Origin of the sequence: Amycolatopsis sp. PS_44_ISF1, assembly GCF_032335455.1 — a bacterium.
Classification (GTDB): domain Bacteria; phylum Actinomycetota; class Actinomycetes; order Mycobacteriales; family Pseudonocardiaceae; genus Amycolatopsis.
In genome coordinates, this window is record NZ_JANUXO010000002.1 from 2,508,764 (window position 1) to 2,527,762 (window position 18,999).

General features: G+C 73.4%; 15 protein-coding genes. 7 read left to right on the forward strand and 8 right to left on the reverse strand.

All coding sequences use genetic code 11. The annotated features are described in order from the left end of the window. Positions 1–3 precede the first annotated feature (3 nt). Positions 4–468, reverse strand: a complete 465-nt coding sequence (locus tag NYF13_RS25435) for a helix-turn-helix domain-containing protein (RefSeq protein WP_396287710.1) — start codon at positions 466–468, stop codon at positions 4–6. Positions 469–580: 112 nt separating this feature from the next. Here NYF13_RS25435 and NYF13_RS25440 point away from each other — a divergent pair, with 112 nt between their 5' ends. Continuing rightward, positions 581–1,951, forward strand: a complete 1,371-nt coding sequence (locus tag NYF13_RS25440; protein ID WP_315660157.1) for an EAL domain-containing protein — start codon at positions 581–583, stop codon at positions 1,949–1,951. A gap of 133 nt (positions 1,952–2,084) precedes the next feature. On the opposite strand, the gene NYF13_RS25445 is transcribed toward NYF13_RS25440, so the two are convergent. The 3 genes from NYF13_RS25445 to NYF13_RS25455 all read right to left on the reverse strand — a co-directional run bounded on the left by NYF13_RS25445 (position 2,085) and on the right by NYF13_RS25455 (position 7,545). Beyond that, on the reverse strand, positions 2,085–4,763 hold the full coding sequence (locus tag NYF13_RS25445) for a GNAT family N-acetyltransferase (protein WP_315660158.1): 2,679 nt from the start codon (positions 4,761–4,763) through the stop codon (positions 2,085–2,087). A gap of 473 nt (positions 4,764–5,236) precedes the next feature. Continuing rightward, positions 5,237–6,409, reverse strand: coding sequence for an acetoin utilization protein AcuC (locus tag NYF13_RS25450; protein ID WP_315660159.1), 1,173 nt, complete (start codon positions 6,407–6,409; stop codon positions 5,237–5,239). A gap of 296 nt (positions 6,410–6,705) precedes the next feature. Next, complete coding sequence (locus tag NYF13_RS25455) at positions 6,706–7,545, reverse strand: sulfurtransferase (RefSeq protein WP_315660428.1); 840 nt, start codon at positions 7,543–7,545, stop codon at positions 6,706–6,708. Positions 7,546–7,654: 109 nt separating this feature from the next. On the opposite strand from NYF13_RS25455, the gene NYF13_RS25460 reads away from it, so the two are divergent. The 3 genes from NYF13_RS25460 to galE all read left to right on the forward strand — a co-directional run bounded on the left by NYF13_RS25460 (position 7,655) and on the right by galE (position 10,902). Next, the gene (locus NYF13_RS25460) at positions 7,655–8,377 is read left to right on the forward strand and encodes a metal-dependent transcriptional regulator (RefSeq protein ID WP_315660160.1); all 723 of its coding nucleotides are present in this window, start codon (positions 7,655–7,657) and stop codon (positions 8,375–8,377) included. After that, on the forward strand, positions 8,374–9,558 hold the full coding sequence (gene galK / locus NYF13_RS25465) for a galactokinase (RefSeq protein WP_315660161.1): 1,185 nt from the start codon (positions 8,374–8,376) through the stop codon (positions 9,556–9,558). The genes NYF13_RS25460 and galK overlap by 4 nt, the downstream gene beginning before the upstream one ends. A 363-nt stretch (positions 9,559–9,921) precedes the next feature. Beyond that, positions 9,922–10,902 carry a UDP-glucose 4-epimerase GalE gene (gene galE, locus NYF13_RS25470; protein WP_315660162.1) on the forward strand — a complete coding sequence of 327 codons (981 nt, stop codon included), beginning with the start codon at positions 9,922–9,924 and terminating at the stop codon, positions 10,900–10,902. Positions 10,903–10,907: 5 nt separating this feature from the next. Here galE and NYF13_RS25475 read toward each other — a convergent pair whose 3' ends face one another. Continuing rightward, positions 10,908–11,951, reverse strand: a complete 1,044-nt coding sequence (locus NYF13_RS25475; RefSeq protein ID WP_315660163.1) for a DUF4192 domain-containing protein — start codon at positions 11,949–11,951, stop codon at positions 10,908–10,910. Between the two features lie 600 nt (positions 11,952–12,551). Between NYF13_RS25475 and NYF13_RS25480 the strand changes: the two genes are divergently transcribed. After that, a complete protein-coding gene (locus NYF13_RS25480) occupies positions 12,552–13,682 on the forward strand; it encodes a sensor histidine kinase (protein WP_315660164.1) in 1,131 nt (376 codons plus the stop codon). Further along, positions 13,679–14,320: a response regulator transcription factor gene (locus NYF13_RS25485; protein ID WP_315660429.1), complete on the forward strand. Its 642-nt coding sequence runs from the start codon at positions 13,679–13,681 to the stop codon at positions 14,318–14,320. Before NYF13_RS25480 ends, NYF13_RS25485 begins: the two co-directional genes overlap by 4 nt. Positions 14,321–14,333: 13 nt before the next feature. Here NYF13_RS25485 and NYF13_RS25490 read toward each other — a convergent pair whose 3' ends face one another. Beyond that, positions 14,334–16,130, reverse strand: a complete 1,797-nt coding sequence (locus tag NYF13_RS25490; RefSeq protein WP_315660165.1) for a Xaa-Pro dipeptidyl-peptidase — start codon at positions 16,128–16,130, stop codon at positions 14,334–14,336. An 87-nt stretch (positions 16,131–16,217) separates the two neighbouring features. Between NYF13_RS25490 and NYF13_RS25495 the strand changes: the two genes are divergently transcribed. Further along, a complete protein-coding gene (locus tag NYF13_RS25495) occupies positions 16,218–17,774 on the forward strand; it encodes a DUF4139 domain-containing protein (protein WP_315660166.1) in 1,557 nt (518 codons plus the stop codon). 133 nt (positions 17,775–17,907) lie between these two features. Here the strand turns inward: NYF13_RS25495 and NYF13_RS25500 are convergent, their stop codons facing one another. Next, positions 17,908–18,339 (reverse strand): CBS domain-containing protein, encoded by a 432-nt coding sequence (locus NYF13_RS25500; protein WP_315660167.1) that lies wholly within the window; start codon positions 18,337–18,339, stop codon positions 17,908–17,910. Positions 18,340–18,440: 101 nt separating this feature from the next. Further along, on the reverse strand, positions 18,441–18,887 hold the full coding sequence (locus NYF13_RS25505; protein ID WP_315660168.1) for a hypothetical protein: 447 nt from the start codon (positions 18,885–18,887) through the stop codon (positions 18,441–18,443). Positions 18,888–18,999: the final 112 nt, after the last annotated feature.

Below are 18,999 nucleotides of genomic sequence, written 5' to 3' on the forward strand. Positions count from 1 at the left end.
GTCCTATTCGGACAATGACCGGATCCGGGTCACCAGGTCCTCGGTGCTCAGCCCGCACAGCTCCGCGAGCCGGTCGAGGGCCGGCGGGTCCAGCCGCACCTCCTCCGGCGCGCCGGCCTCGGCCAGCCGGCCCGCGGCCCAGCGGCGGAACGGGGCCAGGTCCGGGTGGGTGGCCTCGACCACCCGGCGCAGGTCGATCCGCACCCCGCCGGACTCCGATCCGCCGAAGTACCGGTCGCCGACCCGGGCCAGCAGCCGGTCCGGCGGCTCCTCCAGCGCGAGGCACAGCTCGATCAGGCGAACCACGGAGCACTGCCGGGTGCCGAGCTCGTAGGTGGCGAGCGTCTGGAGCGAAAGCCCGCTGTGCAGCCGGTGGTTGAGGTCCCGGCGGGTCAGCCCGCGCCGCTCGCGCAGACGCCGGAGTTCCTCCCCGAGCATCCGCTGGTAGGCCCCTGGGTCCAGCTGCACCATCGTTCCTCTCCGTGCGACGCCTGCCTCGGCCGGGCGTATCTCCACACTAGCCCGGGCGTTATTCTCCGGGGTGCCTCGGCCAGATCACCGTGAAGGAGGTGGCCACCCAGTGCCGGACCGTCTCGTCCCGTCGGGCCCGGCCGGCCTGGTGCACGACCCGGAGGACGAACCGCTGCCCGGACTCCCCGGCCGGGCCGGTTTCGAGTCCGGGCTGGCGGAGCTGCTCGATTCGGCCGGTCCCCAGGTCGCCCTGCTGCTGGTGGACCTCGACGGGTTCGCCGTGGTCCGCGAGGGTCTCGGCTTCGACGCGGCCGACGAGGTGCTCGCCGGCGCGGCCCGCACCCTGCGCGCGACGTTCCGGGGCCACCAGGCGTTGTTCGCCCACCTGCCCGGGGACGTGCTGGCGATCGCCCTGCGCGGTGCCTACCTCCCGGCCGCGGTCGAGGAACTGGCCGAACGGATCCTCGGCGACCTGGCGAAGCCGGTGTACGTCGACGGAGTGGGCGTGGGGCTCAGCGCGAGCATCGGCGCTTTCCTGACCGACACCAACATTGACACCGACACCGACACTGCCGGACGCCCGGCCGGCGCGGTCCGGTCGGCGCAGATCGCCCTGCGCCGGGCCAAGGAACTCGGGCACACGCGCTGGGTCCTGTCCGACCCGGTGTCCGCGATCGGGGACGGCCGGCGGTACCGGCTCGCCTGCGGGATCGCCGGCGCACTGGACTCGGGCGAGCTGACCGTGGTCTACCGCCCGCACGTGGTGCTGCCGGACGGGGCCATCGCCACCTCGCTCAACGCCGTCCTGCGCTGGCACCACCCGGTGCTGGGGGAACTGCGCGCCGAGCAGTTCTTCCCGCTGGCCGAGACGACCGGGATGACGGTGGCGCTCGGCCGGTACCTGCTGGCCGAATCGCTGCGTGCCGCGGGCGGCTGGCGGGCCCGCTTCGCCGACGCCGCGCCGATGGTCTGCCTGACCCTGCCGCGCCGGATGGCCATCGACGGCGACCTGGTGCGCATCGTCGAAGACGAGCTGGCCCGCAACGACCTCGGCCACCGCCACCTCATGCTCTGCACGGACGCACCGTCCCTGGTCGACGATCGCGGGGAACTGCTCGACTCGCTCGGCGAGCTGGCCCGGGCCGGGGTGGTGTTCGTCGTCGACATCACCGGTCTGGCCGAGCTGGAGCTGCTGCCCGCCCTCGCGGTGCCCGCGCCGGCCGTGATGCTCACCGGCGCGATGATCGACGCGCTGGAGGTCGACGAACCGCCCGCGGAGGCCGTGCGCGCCATCCGGCAGCTCGTCGAGCGGGCCGAGGAGCTGGACATCAAGGTCGGCGCGCACGGCGTGCTCTCCGAGGAGCACGCGCGGCTGCTGTCCGGCATCGGGGTGGTCGTGGGCTCCGGGCCCTACCTGCCCCTGCACGCCACGGCCGAGGAGGCGGAGGTCTGGGCCGGCCGCAACTACCCGATGGGATGAACTTGCCCGGCGGAGCCGGTCTCGACGTCGATCACCCCGTGCATAGCTGCTTCACCGCGGCGAAGCGGCCGGAGTGCACCGGCGACGGTGCTACCCGGCACCTGCTGAAGCTGGATGCTCTGCTCGTGAGCGGTCAAGCGTCGGCCGGCGTGATGTGGCGCAGGCGGCGCGGGCCGGTGTCCGGGCGGGTGGGCGGCGGGCCCAGCACCATCCGGGCGTTCGCCACGAAGGCCCCGTCCGGTGAGGCCAGGATCGGGTCCAGCGCGAGCGAGCGGACCTCCGGGTTGTCCTCGGCCAGCGCGGCCACCCGCTGCACCATGTCCTGCAGCGCGGCCAGGTCCGCGGGCTCGTCGCCGCGGTAGCCGGTGAGCAGCGGTGAGGTGCGGGGTTCGCGGATGAGCGTCGCCGCGTCCACGTCGGTCAGCGGCACCGCGCGGTAGGCCCGGTCCCCCAGCAGTGTGCTGACCAGCCCGGACAGCCCGAACGAAACGAGCGTGCCGAAGGACGGGTCGTCCTGCAGCCCGATCACGCACGAGAGGCCCTTCGGCGCCATCCGCTGCACGTACACGTCCTCGTCGCCGGAAACCTCGCACAGATCCCGGTAGGCAATGCGCACCGAGTCCGCCGAAGTCAGGTCCAGCCGCACGCCGGCCAGGTCCGGCCGTCCGCGCAGCCGCTCGTCGACGGCCTTGAGCGTGACCGGGTAGCCGAGCCCGGCGGCCACGGCCACGGCCTCGTCCACAGTGGACACCACGCGGAACGGGACCACGTGCACGCCGTAGCAGCCGAGCAGGCGCACCACGTCCTCGTCGGAGAGCAGGGCCGAACGGCCGCCGGCTTCGGCCAACAGTTCCCGCACCAGCTCCTGCGCCTGCTCGACGTGCATCCCGCCCGGGCGCACCAGCGCGCCCTGCGGCCGCTGGCGCCAGGCGGCGTACCGGACGACGCGGGCCAGCGCGTCCACCGCCCGCTCCGGGCTGGAGTAGGAAGGGATCGAACCGCGCGTCGGCACGCCGTCGTCCGACATCAGGGCCAGTTCGTCCGGCACGCCCTCCGCGGCGAGGAAGGTCGAGACGATCGGCTTGCTCGGCTTCAGCTCCACCACCGCTTCGCGCAACGCCCGCGCGTACGCCGTGCCCGGGATGGCGACGGGCGGGGCGAACACGGCGATCAACGCGTCGGTGTCGGGCGAGACCAGCGCTTCGCGCACCGCCGCGGCGAACTCCTCCGGCCCGGCCTGAGGGCCGATGTCGACCGGGTCGAAGGCCAGCTTCAGTCCCTGCGAGCGCGCGGTGTCGGCGGCCAGCAGCCCGATGGCGCTGGAGTTGCCGACGATCCCGATCCGCGGCCCGGCCGGCAGCGGCTGGTGCGCGAACACCAGCGCCGTGTCGAAGAGCTGCGCGAGCGATTCGACGCGTACGACACCGGCCTGCTCGAACAGCGCCTGCACGCTCGCTTCGTCGACCTCCGCCGAAGTCGCCGCCAGTTGCGGCCGCACCGCGTGCCGCCCGGACTTGACCGCGACGATCGGCTTGCTGCGCCCCAGCCGCCGGGCCAGCCGGGCGAACTTGCGCGGGTTGCCGAACGATTCCAGGTACAGCAGCACGAGATCGGTGTCCGGGTCGGTCTCCCAGTACTGCAGCAGGTCGTTGCCCGAGACGTCGGCGCGGTTGCCCGCCGAGACGAAGGTGGACAGCCCGAGCCCGCGGGCTCCAGCGTCGGCCAGGATCGCCGTACCGAGCGCGCCGGACTGGCAGAAGAAGCCGGTGCGGCCGCGTTTCGGCAGGACGGGCGCGAGGGTGGCGTTGAGCCGGACCCCGGTCGCGGTGTTGAGCACGCCGAGCGCGTTCGGCCCGACCACGCGCATTCCGTGCGCGCGGGCCTCGCCGACCAGCCGCAGCTCCGCGTGCAGCCCCAGCGGACCGGACTCGGCGAAGCCACCGGAGACGATCAGCAGCGTCTTCACGCCCTTGGCCAGGCAGGCGTCCAGCACGGACTCGACCGCCTCGGCCGGCACGGCGACCAGCGCGAGGTCGACCGGGTCCGGGATGTCGAGCACGGAGGCGTAGGCCCGCACGCCGCGGACCGAGCGGTGCACGGGGTTGACCGGGTAGACCGTGCCGGTGAAGTCGGCGGCGAGCAGGTTCCGGAACGCGACGTGGCCGACCTTGGCGTGGTCGGTGGACGCGCCGATCACCGCGACCGACCCCGGGTGCAGCAGGTTGTGCACACTGCGCGCCTCGGCCGCCTGCTCCCGCGACCGCGCGACGGCCAGCGACTCCTCCGTCGGGTCGATGTCGAACTCCAGGTGCAGCACGCCCTCCTCGATCGCGCGGCTGACCTGGTAACCGGCGTCGCGGAACACCCGCACCATCGCGGCGTTCTCGCTCAGCACCTCGGCGACGAACCGCCGCAGCCCGCTCTCCGACGCGGCCGCGGCCAGGTGCTCCAGCAGGATCGAGCCGAGCCCGCGCCCCTGATGACGGTCGTCCACCAGGAACGCCACCTCGGCCGAAGGCCCCTGGTCGAGCCGCTCGTACCGCCCCACCGCCACGATGTCGTCCCCCAGCAGCGCCGCGAACGCGACCCGGTCGTGGTGGTCGACGGTGGAGAACCGCACCAGGTCCCGCGGCGGGATGCGCGGGTACGCGCCGAAGTACCGGAAGTAGCGCGTGCGCTCGGAAAGCCGCCCGTGCAGGGCCACCAGCCCGTCGGCGTCACTCGGCACGACCGGCCGCAGGTGCACCGTGCCCCCGTCGGAGAGCACGACGTCGGCCTCCCAATCGCGCGGGTAGTCGAACGGGTCGCGCAAGCCGTTGCGGCCCCCTTCGCCTGGAGCGTCGGACGCGGGGCTCTGGCCGCCGTCTCTCGTAGCGGCGGGGTCACCGGCTGCGGAGCTTCGGCCACCTCCACCGGCCGCCGCAGGGCTGTCGGCTGCGGGGCTTCGGCCGCCCCCGCCCGTGGCGGCGGGGCTGTCGGCCGCGGTGCTTCGGCCACCATCGCCCGTGACGGCGGCGCTGTCGGCCGCGGAGCCACGGCTGTGCCCAGGGGTCGCCGCGGGGCTGTGCGCCGCGGGGTCTCGGCCACCCTCGCCCGTGGCAGCGAAGCTGTCGGCCGCGGAGCCATGGCCACCCTCGCCTGTGGCAGGGGAGCTGTCGGCCGCGGAGTCATGGCCACCTTCGCCCGTGGCGGCGGGGCTGTCGGCCAGGTGGCCGGATGAGGAGGCACCGCCAGGGCTGTCCGGCGTGTCTTTCCCGGCCGGTGTGGTGTGGTCTTCGGGCATGGTCAATCCCTCGGATCGTCCGGGTCCAGCCCGTGCAGCGGGAAGACGGCGCGGCGGGTGTCGCGGATCGCGATGTCCACGGGTTCGTCGGCGTCGTCGCCCCAGGGCTTGAACGTCGTGTCCCGGTCGTCGGTCATGGTGCGCGGGATCTCCGCGTCCGGCGCGGCGCGCGTGACGGCGGCGACCCACTCCGGCGGCAGCGGGGTCTCCGGCGCGACGTCGCGGTCCAGCACCGTCGCGATCAGGTGCGTCCAGGACCGCGGGACCACGCGGATCAGCTGGTACCCGCCCCCGCCGACGGCCAGCCAGCGCCCGCCCGCGTAGGTCTCCGCGAGATCGCGCAAGGCGGCGTAGATCGTGCGGTGCCCGTCGACGGAGAGGGAGAGGTCGGCCAGCGGGTCTTCCTCGTGCGAGTCGACCCCGCACTGCGTGACCAGGATCTGCGGCTCGAACCCGGCGAGCAGGGAAGGCACCACGGCGTTGAACGCCCGCAGCCACCCGGGATCGCGCGTGTGCGGCGGCAACGGCACGTTCACCGCGGTGCCGGCGGCCCGGCCGCTGCCGGTCTCGGCGGAGTAGCCGGTGCCCGGCCAGAGCGTGAACGGGTGCTGGTGGAGCGAGACGGTGAGCACGCGCGGGTCGTCGTAGAAGGCGGCTTGGACCCCGTCTCCGTGGTGCACGTCGGTGTCGACGTAGGCGATGCGGTCGAAGCCGTGGTCGAGCAGCCAGGAGATGGCGACCGCGCAGTCGTTGTAGACGCAGAACCCGGCCGCGCGGTCGCGCATCGCGTGGTGCAGCCCGCCCGCGACGTTCACCGCCCGCTTGACCTCCCCGCCGGCGATCTTGCGCGCCGCCAGCAGCGTCGACCCGACCACCAGCGCGGACGCGTCGTGCATCCCGCTGAACACGGGGTTGTCCTGCGTCCCCAGCCCGTGCCCGACGTCCCACCCGGCCGACGGTGCCTCCCGCACGGCGGCGAGGTACTCGGGCGCGTGCACCCGCAGCAGTTCCTCGTCCCCCGCCGCGGACGGCACGAGCAGCTCCACCCCGTCCAGCACCCCGAGCCCGGTCGCCAGCCGCACCGTGAGCTCCAACCGGACGGGGTTGAACGGATGGTCACCACCGAGGTCGTACCCCAGCAGCGCGGAATCCCAGACGACAGCAGGCGAAGCCATGTCCCGCACTGTACTGGGGCAGAGGCTGGTCAGCCGCCCTCCGTGACCACCCGGCTCCCGGCTCCCGGCTCCCGGCTCCCGGCTCCCGGCTCCCGGCTCCCGGCTCCCGGCTCCCGGCTCCCGGCTCCCGGCTCCCGGCTCCCGGCTCCCGGCCGCAGGGAACACCGGTTCCGGCCGCGTGGCCAGCCGCAGCTCTGTCTTTTTCTCCCGTCGCCCACGCCGCAGCGAGAGCGACCCCGGACGCAGTGTCCGCGAGCTGCCCGCTCCGGCCTCGGTCAGGGCGCTGGCGGAAACCCTCAGCCCGGTTCGTGCCCGGTCGCGGCGGGGCGCTCGGGGTCGCGGGACCAGTGCGACCACGAGCCCGGGTACAGCGCCGCCGGTTCAGCACGGCCCGCAACCTCCAGCGCCAGCACCACGGACGAAGCCGTGACGCCGGAGCCGCAGTAGGCGCCGACCGGGGCGCCGTCGCGGAGGCCCAGGGCGGCGAACCGTTCGGCGAGGTCCGCCGGGGTACGCCAGCGGCCGTCCGCGCCGAGGTGCTCCGCGGAGGGCGCGTTGACCGCCCCGGGAATGTGACCGGCGCGCGGATCGACCGGCTCGGTCTCACCCGCATAGCGCGCCTTCGCACGGGCATCGAACAAGACGCCTTCGCGCGCCAGCACCGCTGCCTCGTCCGCGGAAAGCACCGGCATACCGCCCGGCGCCACCTCGATATCACCCGGTTCAGGGACAGCGGTCTCGGTGGTCACCTCACCGCCCTCGGCCAGCCACGCTGCGTAACCACCGTCGAGCACCGCGACGTCCCAGTGCCCGGCCCAGCGCAGCAGCCACCAGGCGCGCGCCGCGACCGAGCCGTCGGCGTCGTCGTAAACCACGACCGGACGGTCCGAACGAATCCCGGCTTTCCGCAGCTCACGCTGAAGATCGGCCGGATCGGGCAAGGGGTGCCGGCCACCTTCGCCGGGGGGTGCGGCGAGCGCGGTGTCCAGGTCCACGAACACCGCGCCGGGCAGGTGCCCCTCGCGGTAGGACTCGGCACCGGGCGGGCCGCCGAGCCGCCAGCGGACGTCCAGCACGGCCGGGCGCTCCCCCGCGGGCGAGGCGGCGAGCGCGGCAGGGGTGATCAACGGGCGCATGCCCCCATCCTGCAGGTCCGGGCCGTTCCCGCGCAGCAGGCCCGGACTTTTCCTCACCGGTGACTTGTTACGCCGAGGCGTGCCGTCGCTGTCGGGGCCAACGACTACGATGAGCTACGCGGACGAAGGGGACAGCGTGAACGATCTCATCGACACCACCGAGATGTACTTGCGTACGATTTACGAGCTCGAAGAAGAGGGTGTCGTCCCGCTGCGGGCCCGCATCGCGGAACGGCTGCAGCAGAGCGGCCCGACCGTGAGCCAGACCGTGGCCAGGATGGAGCGCGACGGGCTGGTCGTCGTCGCCGACGACCGGCACCTGCAGCTGACCGACCACGGCCGTGAGCTGGCCATCGCCGTGATGCGCAAGCACCGCCTGGCCGAGCGCCTCCTCGTCGACGTCATCGGCCTCGAGTGGGAGCACGTCCACACCGAAGCCTGCCGCTGGGAGCACGTGATGAGCGAGGCGGTGGAGCGCAAGCTGGTCCAGCTGCTCGACCACCCGACCACCTCGCCGTACGGCAACCCGATCCCCGGCCTCGACAAGCTGGGCGACGGCGACCCGGCCCCGCCGCCGGAACCGGACCTGGTGCGGCTCGACGAGTTCGCCCGCACCGGCGGTGGCGACGTCGAGATCAAGCGGATCGCCGAGCACGTCCAGCTCGACGAGTCGCTGATGACCGAGCTCAAGTCCGTCGGCATCGTGCCCGGCGGCCGCGTCCGGATCGGCAGGGCCCACGGCGGCAGCGTGACGATCGAGGTCACCGGCACGGAGTGCAGCGCGCAGGTCGCCACCTCGGCCCTGCACGCGGTGCTGGCGCAGGCCAGGTGAGCCCCGCCACCGAAGCGGCCGAAGCGTTCCACCGGATCCACGGCCGGGCCCCGGCCGGGGTCTGGTCCGCGCCCGGACGGGTCAACCTGATCGGCGAGCACACCGACTACAACGACGGGTTCGTGCTGCCCTTCGCCCTGCCCCACCGCCTGGCCGCGGCCGGCGCACCGCGCGAAGACGGGGTGCTGAACGTCGCCACCCTCGGCGACGATGGGCAGCTCCAGCAGTCCGGCCCGCTCGAGATCGCGTCGCTCGAACCCGGGTCCGTCCCGGGCTGGGCGGCCTACCCCGCCGGCGTCGCCTGGGTGCTGCGCGACCAGGGTTACGCCGCGGGCGCCGACCTGGTCATCGCCGGCGACGTGCCCTCCGGTGCGGGCCTGTCCTCTTCGCACGCGCTGGAGTGCGCCGTGACGCTGGCCCTGCTGGGCCTGGCCGGCGTGGAGGTCGGCAGCGACCCGGCCGAGACCCCGGACCGATCGAAGATCGCCCGGTGGGTGCAGCGCTCCGAGAACGACTTCGTCGGCGCCCCCACCGGCCTCCTCGACCAGACGGCCTCGCTGTGCTGCACCGAGTCGTGCGTGCTGTTCCTCGACGTCCGCTCGGGCGAGATGGAGCAGGTCCCGTTCCCGCTGGCCGAGGCGGGCGTACGGATCCTGATCATGGACACCCGCACCAAGCACTCCCACGCCGAAGGCGGCTACGGCGAACGCCGCCGCGGCACCGAGCGCGCCGCCGAACTGCTCGGCGTCAAGGCTCTGCGCGACGTGACGCTCGAAGGCCTGCCCGCCGCGCTGGCCCAGCTTCCGGACGAGCTGGCCCCCCTGGTGCGCCACGTGGTCACCGAGAACCAGCGGGTGCTCGACGTGGTCGCCCAGCTGCGCCAGGGCAAGCTGGCCGAGATCGGCCCGTACCTCGACGCCTCGCACGTCAGCATGCGCGACGACTACCGCATCTCCACCGCCGAACTCGACCTCGCGGTCGACTCCGCCCGCACCGCCGGTGCGCTGGGCGCCCGCATGACCGGCGGCGGCTTCGGCGGCTCGGCCATCGCGCTGGTGCGTGAGGCCGACTTGGAGACGGTTCGCTCCGCGGTGGAGGCCGCGTTCGAATCGGCCGGTCTCCGCCGCCCGCGGACGTTCACGGCCGTCCCGTCCCGGGGCGCTGGCCGCGACGAGGTCTGACCCACGGCGGGGTCGGCGGGGCACGATCTCCCTCCACTCGGTCGTGGGCCGCTCAGCCGGTAGCCACTCGGCTGAGACCGTCCACCCGGCGATTTCGCGCCGCTCTCGCCGATGGTTCTCGGTGAGAGCACGACGGGACGCGGAACCGCTGGGGCGGCACGCGCCGCGCGACCAGCGTCCCCTCGCGCAGCTCGTACGAGGGGGTGGCTCGGCCGTAGCCCTTCCTGGCCAAAGCGTCCGGCGGCCGTTTTCGACGGCACCGGCCGGTGCTGCTCCGATCGTGGCAACCCCGGGCGGCCGGTCGCGTCGCAGTAAGGGAAGACTGTGCCGCGCAGTCACCATCCTCAGCAGAAAGGCCACGACGTGACCGACCAGCAGAGCCCCCTGAAACTGATCGTCACGGGTGGCGCCGGGTACGTGGGCAGTGTGTGCGCCGCGCGGCTCATCGAGGCCGGTCACCAGGTCACCGTCGTGGACGACCTGTCCACCGGGCACGCCGACGCCGTGCACCCCGAAGCCCGCTTCATCCAGGGCGACGCCGCCGCGGTGGCCGCCGACATCCTCGGCGAAGGCTTCGACGGCGTGCTGCACTTCGCCGCGAAGTCGCTGGTCGGCGAGTCGATGACGGATCCGGCGAAGTACTGGGAAGGCAATGTCGTCACCTCGCTGCGTCTGCTCGAGGCCATGAAGGCCAACGGCACCCCGCGCCTGGTGTTCTCTTCCACCGCCGCCACGTACGGCGAGCCGGAGTCTTCGCCGATCCCGGAGACCGCGCCGACGCAGCCGACCAACACCTACGGTGCGTCCAAGCTCGCGATCGACCACGCCATCACCAGCTTCGCGCGCGCCCACGGCCTGGCCGCCGTCAGCTTGCGCTACTTCAACGTCGCGGGCGCGTACGACGCGTTCGGCGAGCGGCACACCACCGAAACCCACCTCATCCCCCTCGTCCTCCAGGTCGCCACCGGCGACCGCGAACACATCTCCATCTACGGCGACGACTACCCGACGCCGGACAGCACGGCCGTCCGCGACTACATCCACGTCGTCGACCTCGCCGACGCCCACCAACTGGCCCTGGCCCACGCCACGGCCGGTGAGCACCGGATCTACAACCTGGGCAGCGGCACCGGATTCTCGGTGCTCGAGGTCGTCGAGGCCTGCCGGAAGGTGACCGGCCACCCGATCCCGGCCGTCGTGGCTCCGCGCCGGGCCGGCGACCCGTCCGTGCTCGTCGCCTCCAGCGAAAAGGCCGGTGCGGAACTCGGCTGGAAGCCGGTGCGCACCGACCTCACCGGCATCGTCTCCGACGCCTGGGAATTCACCCGCGCCCGGAAGTCCTGACCCGCTCACCCCGCCCCGGCGTCCTCGAGGCCGAGGTCCACTTCGGACCTGGCCCCGAGACCCCCGAGCCGCGCGGGGTCGATGCCGCGGTTCCACGCCGCGTACAGCAGCCTGGCGACCAAATGGCCGGGGCTCGCCTCCAGGGCGTTCTCCAGGGCCATCCCGGCCAGCGCGCCCTCGCCCCGGAGCAAAGCCGTGTAGGCGAGCAGGGAAGCGGGCTCGGCCCGGTGGGGCGGGGGCAGTTCCTGAACGAGCGAGAGCCACAGCGCTTCCGCGTCCAGGGCCACCTCGGTGCCCGGCGGAGATGCCAGGGCAAGGCAGGCGTCGCGCACCGGCTTGATCGTCAGGGCATGCGCGAGGCGCACCGCCTGCTCGTCGTCGATGTACTCGACGCCGCTCCGTCTTCGCTCGAACGCGGCGCGGACTTCCGCAGTGGCTGCGGAGACCAGGTCTTCGGTGGCCCCGGGTGGCCCTTCCAAGCGCCCGAGCAGCGCGGTGCGGCGGACGATCGCCTCCGGTGAACGCGGCTCCAGCAATGCAGCCACGTGCTCCCGGCTCGGGAACGACACGAGACCCGCTCTCGTGGTCGCGGCGGCGATGACCGTGCCACGAGGGTCCGGAAGAAGGCCACCGCACTCCTCGTCGCGGTAACAGGACCACGGCGCGTCCTCCTCGATCGCGGCCGTCCACAGTGGATGGAGCAGGCGCAGGTCCTGTTCGGCCAGCGCCCGCTGGAGCTGGGTGACGAACGCCGCGAAGGGTGGCCGCCCGTCGGGACCGGCGTGGCCACCGACGACGACGGCGGTGACACCGATGTGGGCTGCGGCCCGGAAGCGCGGGGCGAGCGCGTCAGCCTGGTACGCGAACAGGTCCTGAGGTGGCAGGTCCGCCCGCAGGACGAGGCCGATGCCGGTGCCGGGCGGGCGGTGCCCGAGCAGGACGAGTGAGTCGGTGGGCGTGAACCCGAGCAGGTACGGGAGCGCGGCGATCAGCTGGGCGGGATCGGTGAGAACGGGCCGGGCCGAGCCGGGCGGGGTCGAGGTGGTCACGACCTCCACTGTGCGGTGGAAATCGGGGCGAATGTGGGGTGGCCGGGAATCTGTGGACAGGTCCGGGGCGGGGAGGGGCGGTGTGGACAACTGGGGGAAGACGCGCTGGCGGGGCGGGGTTCTGTCGGTGGGGAGGGGTAGGGTGGCTGGCCCTTTGCGACGGGAGCCAAGGGCTGGGGATCAAGTGGCTGGGGGCCGGTGACTGGTAGCCGGTGGCCAGGTGGTGGGCGGTGGGCTAAGGGCGATGGCCGGTGGATGGGGCGATCCGCGGGGGCAGTGCGGATGGAATGGGGCCGGGCTGAGCGGGGTGAGGTGAGTGGCCTGCACGGTAGGACGGGGCGACCGGGTGCCTGGGCGGCCAGGTGGCCGGGCGGCCGGGCGGCATGGTGGCCGGGCGGCTGGGTGGCCAGGTGGCCGGGTGGCCGGGTGACCGGGCGGCCGAGAACGGCGGACCGGGCTGGAGATTCGCAGGCTGGGAGAGCTTGATCGAGCGAAGCGGGCCGAGCACCCGACGGCCGGTGCGAGCAGCCGTGGATGTTGTGTTGCGCGACGTAGTCGGACCCGCCCAGTACATTCCCCTACAGGCACCCGGGGAGGACCATGGACGAGGACACCATCACCGCCGCGGCGGGACGGTTGCGGATCGGGCCGCTGGGGTGGTTGCGGTGGGGGCTGATCGCGTTTCCGATGATCGTCTCGGTGCCGGACGCGCAGGGGTGGTCCTGGCCGCTGATCGGGGTCACGCTGGTCTGTTCCGGGCTGGTCCTGATGTCGCCGACTCGGCCCGCCTGGCTGAAGCCGGCCGTGCTGATCGTGGTCATCCTCGCGGCGGGGGCGCTGGGGGTGCTACAGCCGAACGGGTGGACGTCGGTCGCGATGTTCAGTGCGGCGTTCTCCGTGATGCTGGCGTACGGGAAGGTCCTCAACGCCGTCGCCGCCCTGCTCAGCGCGGCGGCGATCGTCGTACTGGCCCTGGTGCACGACTTCGGCTGGCTGACCACCGTCTCGCAGCTCGTGCTGCCCGTGGTCCTGCTGCTGCTGGCCGCCAACCGGCGGGGCCGGGCGGCGCGGCTGGAGCAGACCGAGCTCGCCCTCGCCCGCGCGCAGACGGCGACCGAGGAGCACGCGCGCGCCGCCGCGCTGGCCGAGCGCACGCGGATCGCCCGGGAGGTGCACGACGTGCTCGCGCATTCGCTCGCCGGGCTCGCGCTCAACCTGCAGGGCGCGCGGTTGATGCTGGTCCGTGACGACGCCAGCCCCGACGCCGTCGCCCAGATCGAACGCGCGCAGAAGCTCGCCACGGACGGGCTGGCCGAGGCGCGCAAAGCCGTCGCCGCGCTGCGCGAGGACGCCGTGCTCGTGCCGCGCGCGGTCGCCGACCTGCTCGCCGGCTACCGGCTGGACACCGGGGCGCGGGCGGACCTCGTCGTGGAGGGCGAGCCGCGGGAGCTCGACGCGCGCGTCGGGACCACGCTGGTCCGCGCGGTGCAGGAGGCGCTCGCCAACACACGCAAGCACGCGCGGAGGGCCGACGTCGACGTCACGCTCGCCTTTTCCCCCGAGCAGGTGGAGCTGACCGTCGCCGACCGGCAGGGCAGGCGCCCGCCGGAGGCGCCGGCCGCGGGATACGGTTTGCGGGGCATGGGCGAACGGGTGGCGCTGCTCGACGGGAAACTGGTCAGCGGGCCGGGGGAGGACGGATGGCGGATTCAGCTGACGGTGCCGGCGTGAGCCTGCGGGTGGTGATCGCCGACGACCAGGCCGTGGTCCGGGAGGGGCTGGCCACGTTGCTCGGGCTGCTGCCGGGGGTCGAGGTGGTCGGCTCGGCCGCGGACGGGGCCGCCGCGCTGGAGCTGGTCGCCGAGCACCGGCCGGACGTGCTGCTGGTCGACCTGCGGATGCCCCGCCAGGACGGGGTCGAGACGACCGGGCTGGTGCGGGCGCGGCACCCGGGCACCGAGGTCGTCGTGCTCACCACCTACGCCGACGACGACTCCCTGCTGGCCGCGTTCAAGGCCGGCGCCCGCGGGTTCCTGACCAAGGACGCCGACGCCGAGGCCATCGCCCGGGCCCTGCGCTCGGCCGCCGCCGGGCAGTCCACTGTGGATGGCGAGCTGCAGCGGCGACTGGTGGAAGCGGCCACGCGGCGAGCGCCCGTGCCGGCCCAGGAGGTCGAGGGGCTCACGACGCGCGAGGTCGAGGTGCTGCGGCTGATCGCGGCGGGCCTGTCGAACACCGAAATCGCCCGGACGCTGGTGGTCAGCGAGGCCACGGTCAAGACCCACGTGAACCACCTGTTCGCCAAGGCCGGCCTCCGCGACCGCGCCCAGGCCGTGGCCTTCGCCTATCGGTCCGGGATCGCGGACTGAACCCCCGGTGGCCTCAGAACGCCGCCGCCAGCGCGGCCGGTCCGCCGGTGACCGGGAGCGTGACCGAGGTCCGCGTCAGGTCCAGGGCCAGCCCGGCCCCCGGTGCGGGCCGCAGGGTGTAGTCGTGGTCGCTGGAGGCCAGCAGGAACTCCAGGCGGTGCCCGGCGGCCAGCACGTAGTCCTTCGGCATCAGGTCGACGCCGATCCGGTACGGCGTGCCCGGCGTCACGGGTGTGGTGACGGCCGGGCCCGTGCGGTTCTGCGGGTCGGTCCAGCCGCGGCTGATCACGTGCGACTTCCCGTCCGGCGCGCGGTCGGCGAGGACCACGGTGACGTTCGCGGCGGGCCGGTCGAAGGACAGCTCCAGGTCCGCCCGCGCGGTGCCCGACAGACGTAACGGCTGCTTCGCCGCCGAAGTCGCGTACAGCAGCCGGTTGCCTGAGGACGCGGCATCGACGAGCTGCTCCACGGTCTTGCTCGCGTCGTCCGACAGGGTCTCGACCGTGGCGCGGCCCGGCACCGGGTTGTGCGGGTCCAGCGTGCCCTTCGCCTTGCCACCGGGCCACGGGTAGACCTTGACGCCGCTGGTGCCCGGCGCGGGCCAATCGGCCTCGTCGGTCCACGACTTGTCCTCGCGCTGGATGGTCGCCTTCGGCTCGTTCTGGATGCCGTTGTCCACGCCGTAGAGGTAGTGCGACATCCACCGGTTCAGCGTCTGCAGCCAGACGTCGCGGCGCAGCGAGATCGGGTCGTTGTGACCGAACTGGTGCAGCCAGATCTTGTGCTCGACGCCGTGGGCCTTCAGCGCCTCGTACCAGGTCGCGACCTGCTCGGTCTTCACGTTCCAGTCGTTGAGTCCGTGCACCGCGAGCACCGAGGCGTGCACCTTGCCCACGTCGTTGCGGTAGTTCCGCGCGTCCCAGAACGGGCTGTAGTCACCGGTCACCCGGTCCTGCCCCGCGGTCAGCCCGTCGATCTCCGGGCGGCAGACCTGCCGGTCGGCGCGGGTGTAGACGTAGTCGGCCAGCACGTCGGCGTCCTCGCCCTGGTAGCCGCCCGCGGCGACGACCGCGCCGGCGTTGCGGTAGTAGCCGTACCAGCTGGAGATGGCGGCGATCGGCACGATCGTCTCCAGGCCCTCGACGCCGGTGCTCGCCACCGCGTTGGGCAGCGTCCCGTTGTACGACACGCCCATCATGCCGGTCCGGCCGGTGCTCCAGGCCGCCGTGACGGGCTCTCCCGCCGCGTCGTGCGCCGAGGTGCGGCCGTTCAGCCAGTCGACCACCGAGCGGGCGCCGACCGTCTCGTTGACGTCGCCCGTGGTCGGGCAGCCGGTGGACAGCCCGGTGCCCAGCGATTCCCCGTACACCACGGCGAACCCGCGGGCGGTGAAGTAGTCCTGGTAGCTCCAGCCGATCGGCGGCGCGGCGTGCGGGCCGACCCGGTCCACCGGCACCCGCGGTCCCTCCGCAGGGGCGTTCAGCTCGGTGTCCACGTTGTGGTTGGCGACGTCGTTGCCCCCGGAGAAGTACGGGCTCGCCTGGTACACGACGGGGACTTTCATGCCCTTCACCGTCGCGCGGGGCCGGACCACCTGGGCGTGCACGAGGTCGTCCCGGCCGTCGTGGTCGCTGTCCACCGGCGCGGTCACCCAGACGTCCTCACGCACCACGTCGGCCGGGTCGAACACCGGCTGTGCCTGCCCGCCGGTGAACACCGGCGCGGGTGGCGCGTCCGCTTGCGCCACCGCCGGACCGAACGGCAGCGTCAGCACCACGCCGAGCACGAGGGCGACCCGAGAAGCCTTCACCAAGAACCCCCAAGCGGGACGAAGCGGGCGAGCCCTCCTGAGCCTTCCGGCAACCGCGACCCGCGTCAACCGACTAACGTCGCCGGTATGGCCACCACCGTCGAAGCCCCGATCGTCGCCGTCACCGTCTACCCGCAGCAGGCGCGGATCACCCGCCGCGGCCGCGCGAACCTGGCCGGCGGGGGGCGGCTGCGCATCACCGGGTTGCCGCTGGCACTCGACGCGGAGTCCGTACGCGTCACCGGAACCGGCGCCGCGCTCGTCACTGGTGTCGACGTATCGTTCGAGCAGCATGCGGAGCCGGCTGACGCGACGTTGCGCGCGCTCGTCGAGCAGCGTCGAGAAGACCAGAGGACGCTCGACGCCGTCGCGGACGACGAAGCAGCCGAAGCCGCGAAGGTGGACATGCTGACGGGCGTCGCTCGACGTAGCGGAAACAGCTTCGCGAAAGCTCTGGCCGCAGGCGAAGCGGAGCCCCAGCGTGTCGCGGAGGTCAGCGACGCGCTCGGCACCCAACTGGCCACGGCGCTCAAGAACCGCCGCGCGCTCACCGACCGGCTGGACCGGCTGCGCGAAGACCTCGCCGCACTGGACCGGCGGATCGAGACGCACGGCGCACAGTCCGAACAGGACAGTTCCACGGTCGTCGTCGAGCTGGAACCGCTGGCGGAAAGGAACTCCGACGAGGTCGACCTGGAACTGTCCTATGTGGTCCCCGGGGCGGGCTGGGAGCCCGGTTACGACGTCCGGGTCCGCGGGACCCGGGTCACGGTGACCTCCCACGGACTGGTCAGCCAGCACACCGGCGAGGACTGGCCGGAGTGCGAGCTGGCCCTGTCCACCGCGCGCCCGGCGAGCACCGTGACCGTGCCGGAGCTTCAGCCCTGGTACCTCGACCGCCGGCAGCCCCCTCCCCCGGCCCCGCCGGTGGCCTACGCCGCCGCCGCGCCCGGTCGCGGCATGGCGCGCGACAGCGCCGCGTCATTCGGCCGGATGGCGCCGAAGGTCGCCGCCGTCGAGCAGGGCGCCACCGCGGTGACCTACCGGCCGGCCCGCCCGGTCGCGATCCCGTCCGGTGCCCAGGGCCACCGCACTACCCTGGCGCAACTGGAGCTGGAGGCGAAGCTCGGTTACGTGACCGCGCCGGTCCAGGCCGCCGAGGCGTACCTGCGCGCGACCGTGGTCAACACCTCCGAACACACCCTGCGCCCGGGTCGCGCGTCGGTGTTCCACGAGACCGAGTTCGTCGGCACCACGCAGCTCGACGTGTGGGCCCCGGGCGAGGAGCTGGAATTGGCGCTGGGCGTCGACGACCGCATCCGGGTCGAGCGCGAGCTGGTCAAGCGCACGGCGAGCAAGGCGGCGCTGTCCGGGCAGCGCCGCCGCGAGGCCGAGTACCGCACCACCGTGACCAACCACGGTCCCCGCGAGGCGTCGGTCACCGTGCTCGACCAGGCCCCCGTCTCCCGCGACGACGCCATCACGGTCCGGGACGTGCGCCCCGCCCCCGATCCGGCCGAGCACACCGAACTGGGCGAGCTGACCTGGCAGCTCACCCTGGCCCCGGGCGCGACCGGGACGGTCACGCTCGCCTACCGGGTCGACGTCGCCAAGGGCGTCGAGCTGAGCGGCTGGCGCGAATAGGGGCCCGCCCTGGGGCGCCGGAGGAGCAGCGTGGCCGGCTCGATCGTGATCACCGAGTTTGGCCGCACCGGCCGGGAGGAACTGGCGCGGCCGGGGGGTGAACCCGTCCGCCGCCACCAGCCGGTACGAGCGCCTAGCCCTGGGCGATGTAGGCCTCGAGCTGTTCCTGGGTCTGTTCGAGCTGCTCCATCCGGCTCTTCACCACGTCACCGATGCTGACGATCCCGGCGAGCCGACCCTCGGCCAGCACCGGCACGTGCCGGATCCGCCGCTCGGTCATCAGCACGCTGAGCTGGTCGACCGAGTCCTCCGGGCCGCAGCTGGCGACGAGCTTGGTCATGATGTCCGCGACCGGCCCGTCGAGGATGCCCGGGCCGTGGTCGTCGAGCCGCCGGACCACGTCCCGTTCGGACACGATCCCGGCGATGCCGCCGTCCTCGGTGGTCACCACCATGGCGCCGACGTTGTGCCGGGCGAGGCCGGCGAGCAGTTCGGTCACGGTGGTCCCCGGGGCGACCGTCGCGACCGCTGAGCCCTTACCGCGCAGCAAGTCCTCGATCCGCATGGCGATCCCTTCTCCGCATCGAGCTGGGCCACCCCAGGTTAGGGCCCGGGTGCCGCGCGCGGAAGCCCGGCGGGCGGCGTTCACCCGGGGTGCGGCGCGGCTCAGGCCAGGCGCTCGGCCAGCCCGTCCAGCGCCGCGCGGATGCCGGCGGCGTAGTCGTCGTCGCCGAGCGCGTCGAGCCGCTCCCGGGCCGACGCCAGGTGACGACGGGCGGCTTCGAGGTCACCCAGTCTGCGGTAGTCCTCGCCCAGGTTCAGGTGCAGCGAGGGGTAGAAGCCGCGCACGGCCAGCGCCGATTGGTACTCCTGCACGCGTTCGTCGGTCAGGGAGTCCGCGGCCGCGAGCGCGCGCAGATCCCACTCCAGCTCCTCGGCCGGGTCCTCGCAGGCGTCGGCCATGTGGTGCGCCAGCGCGCAGCGGTGCAACGGGTCACCGTCCGCGCCGATCTCGGCCCACAGCTTCGCGAACGCCTCGCGCGCACCGGCCCGGTCGCCGCCGAGGTGCCGGCGCAGTCCTGCGTCGATGGCCACCATCACGTCATCGGTCATCGGTCTCCCTCGTCCAGGCCCCGGCACGATGCGCCCGGCCGAGATCGCACCGTAGCCGAAGAGCGATCCGTGCCGCTCAGTCACGCGCGGCCGGGACCCGGCCCGCGCCCTC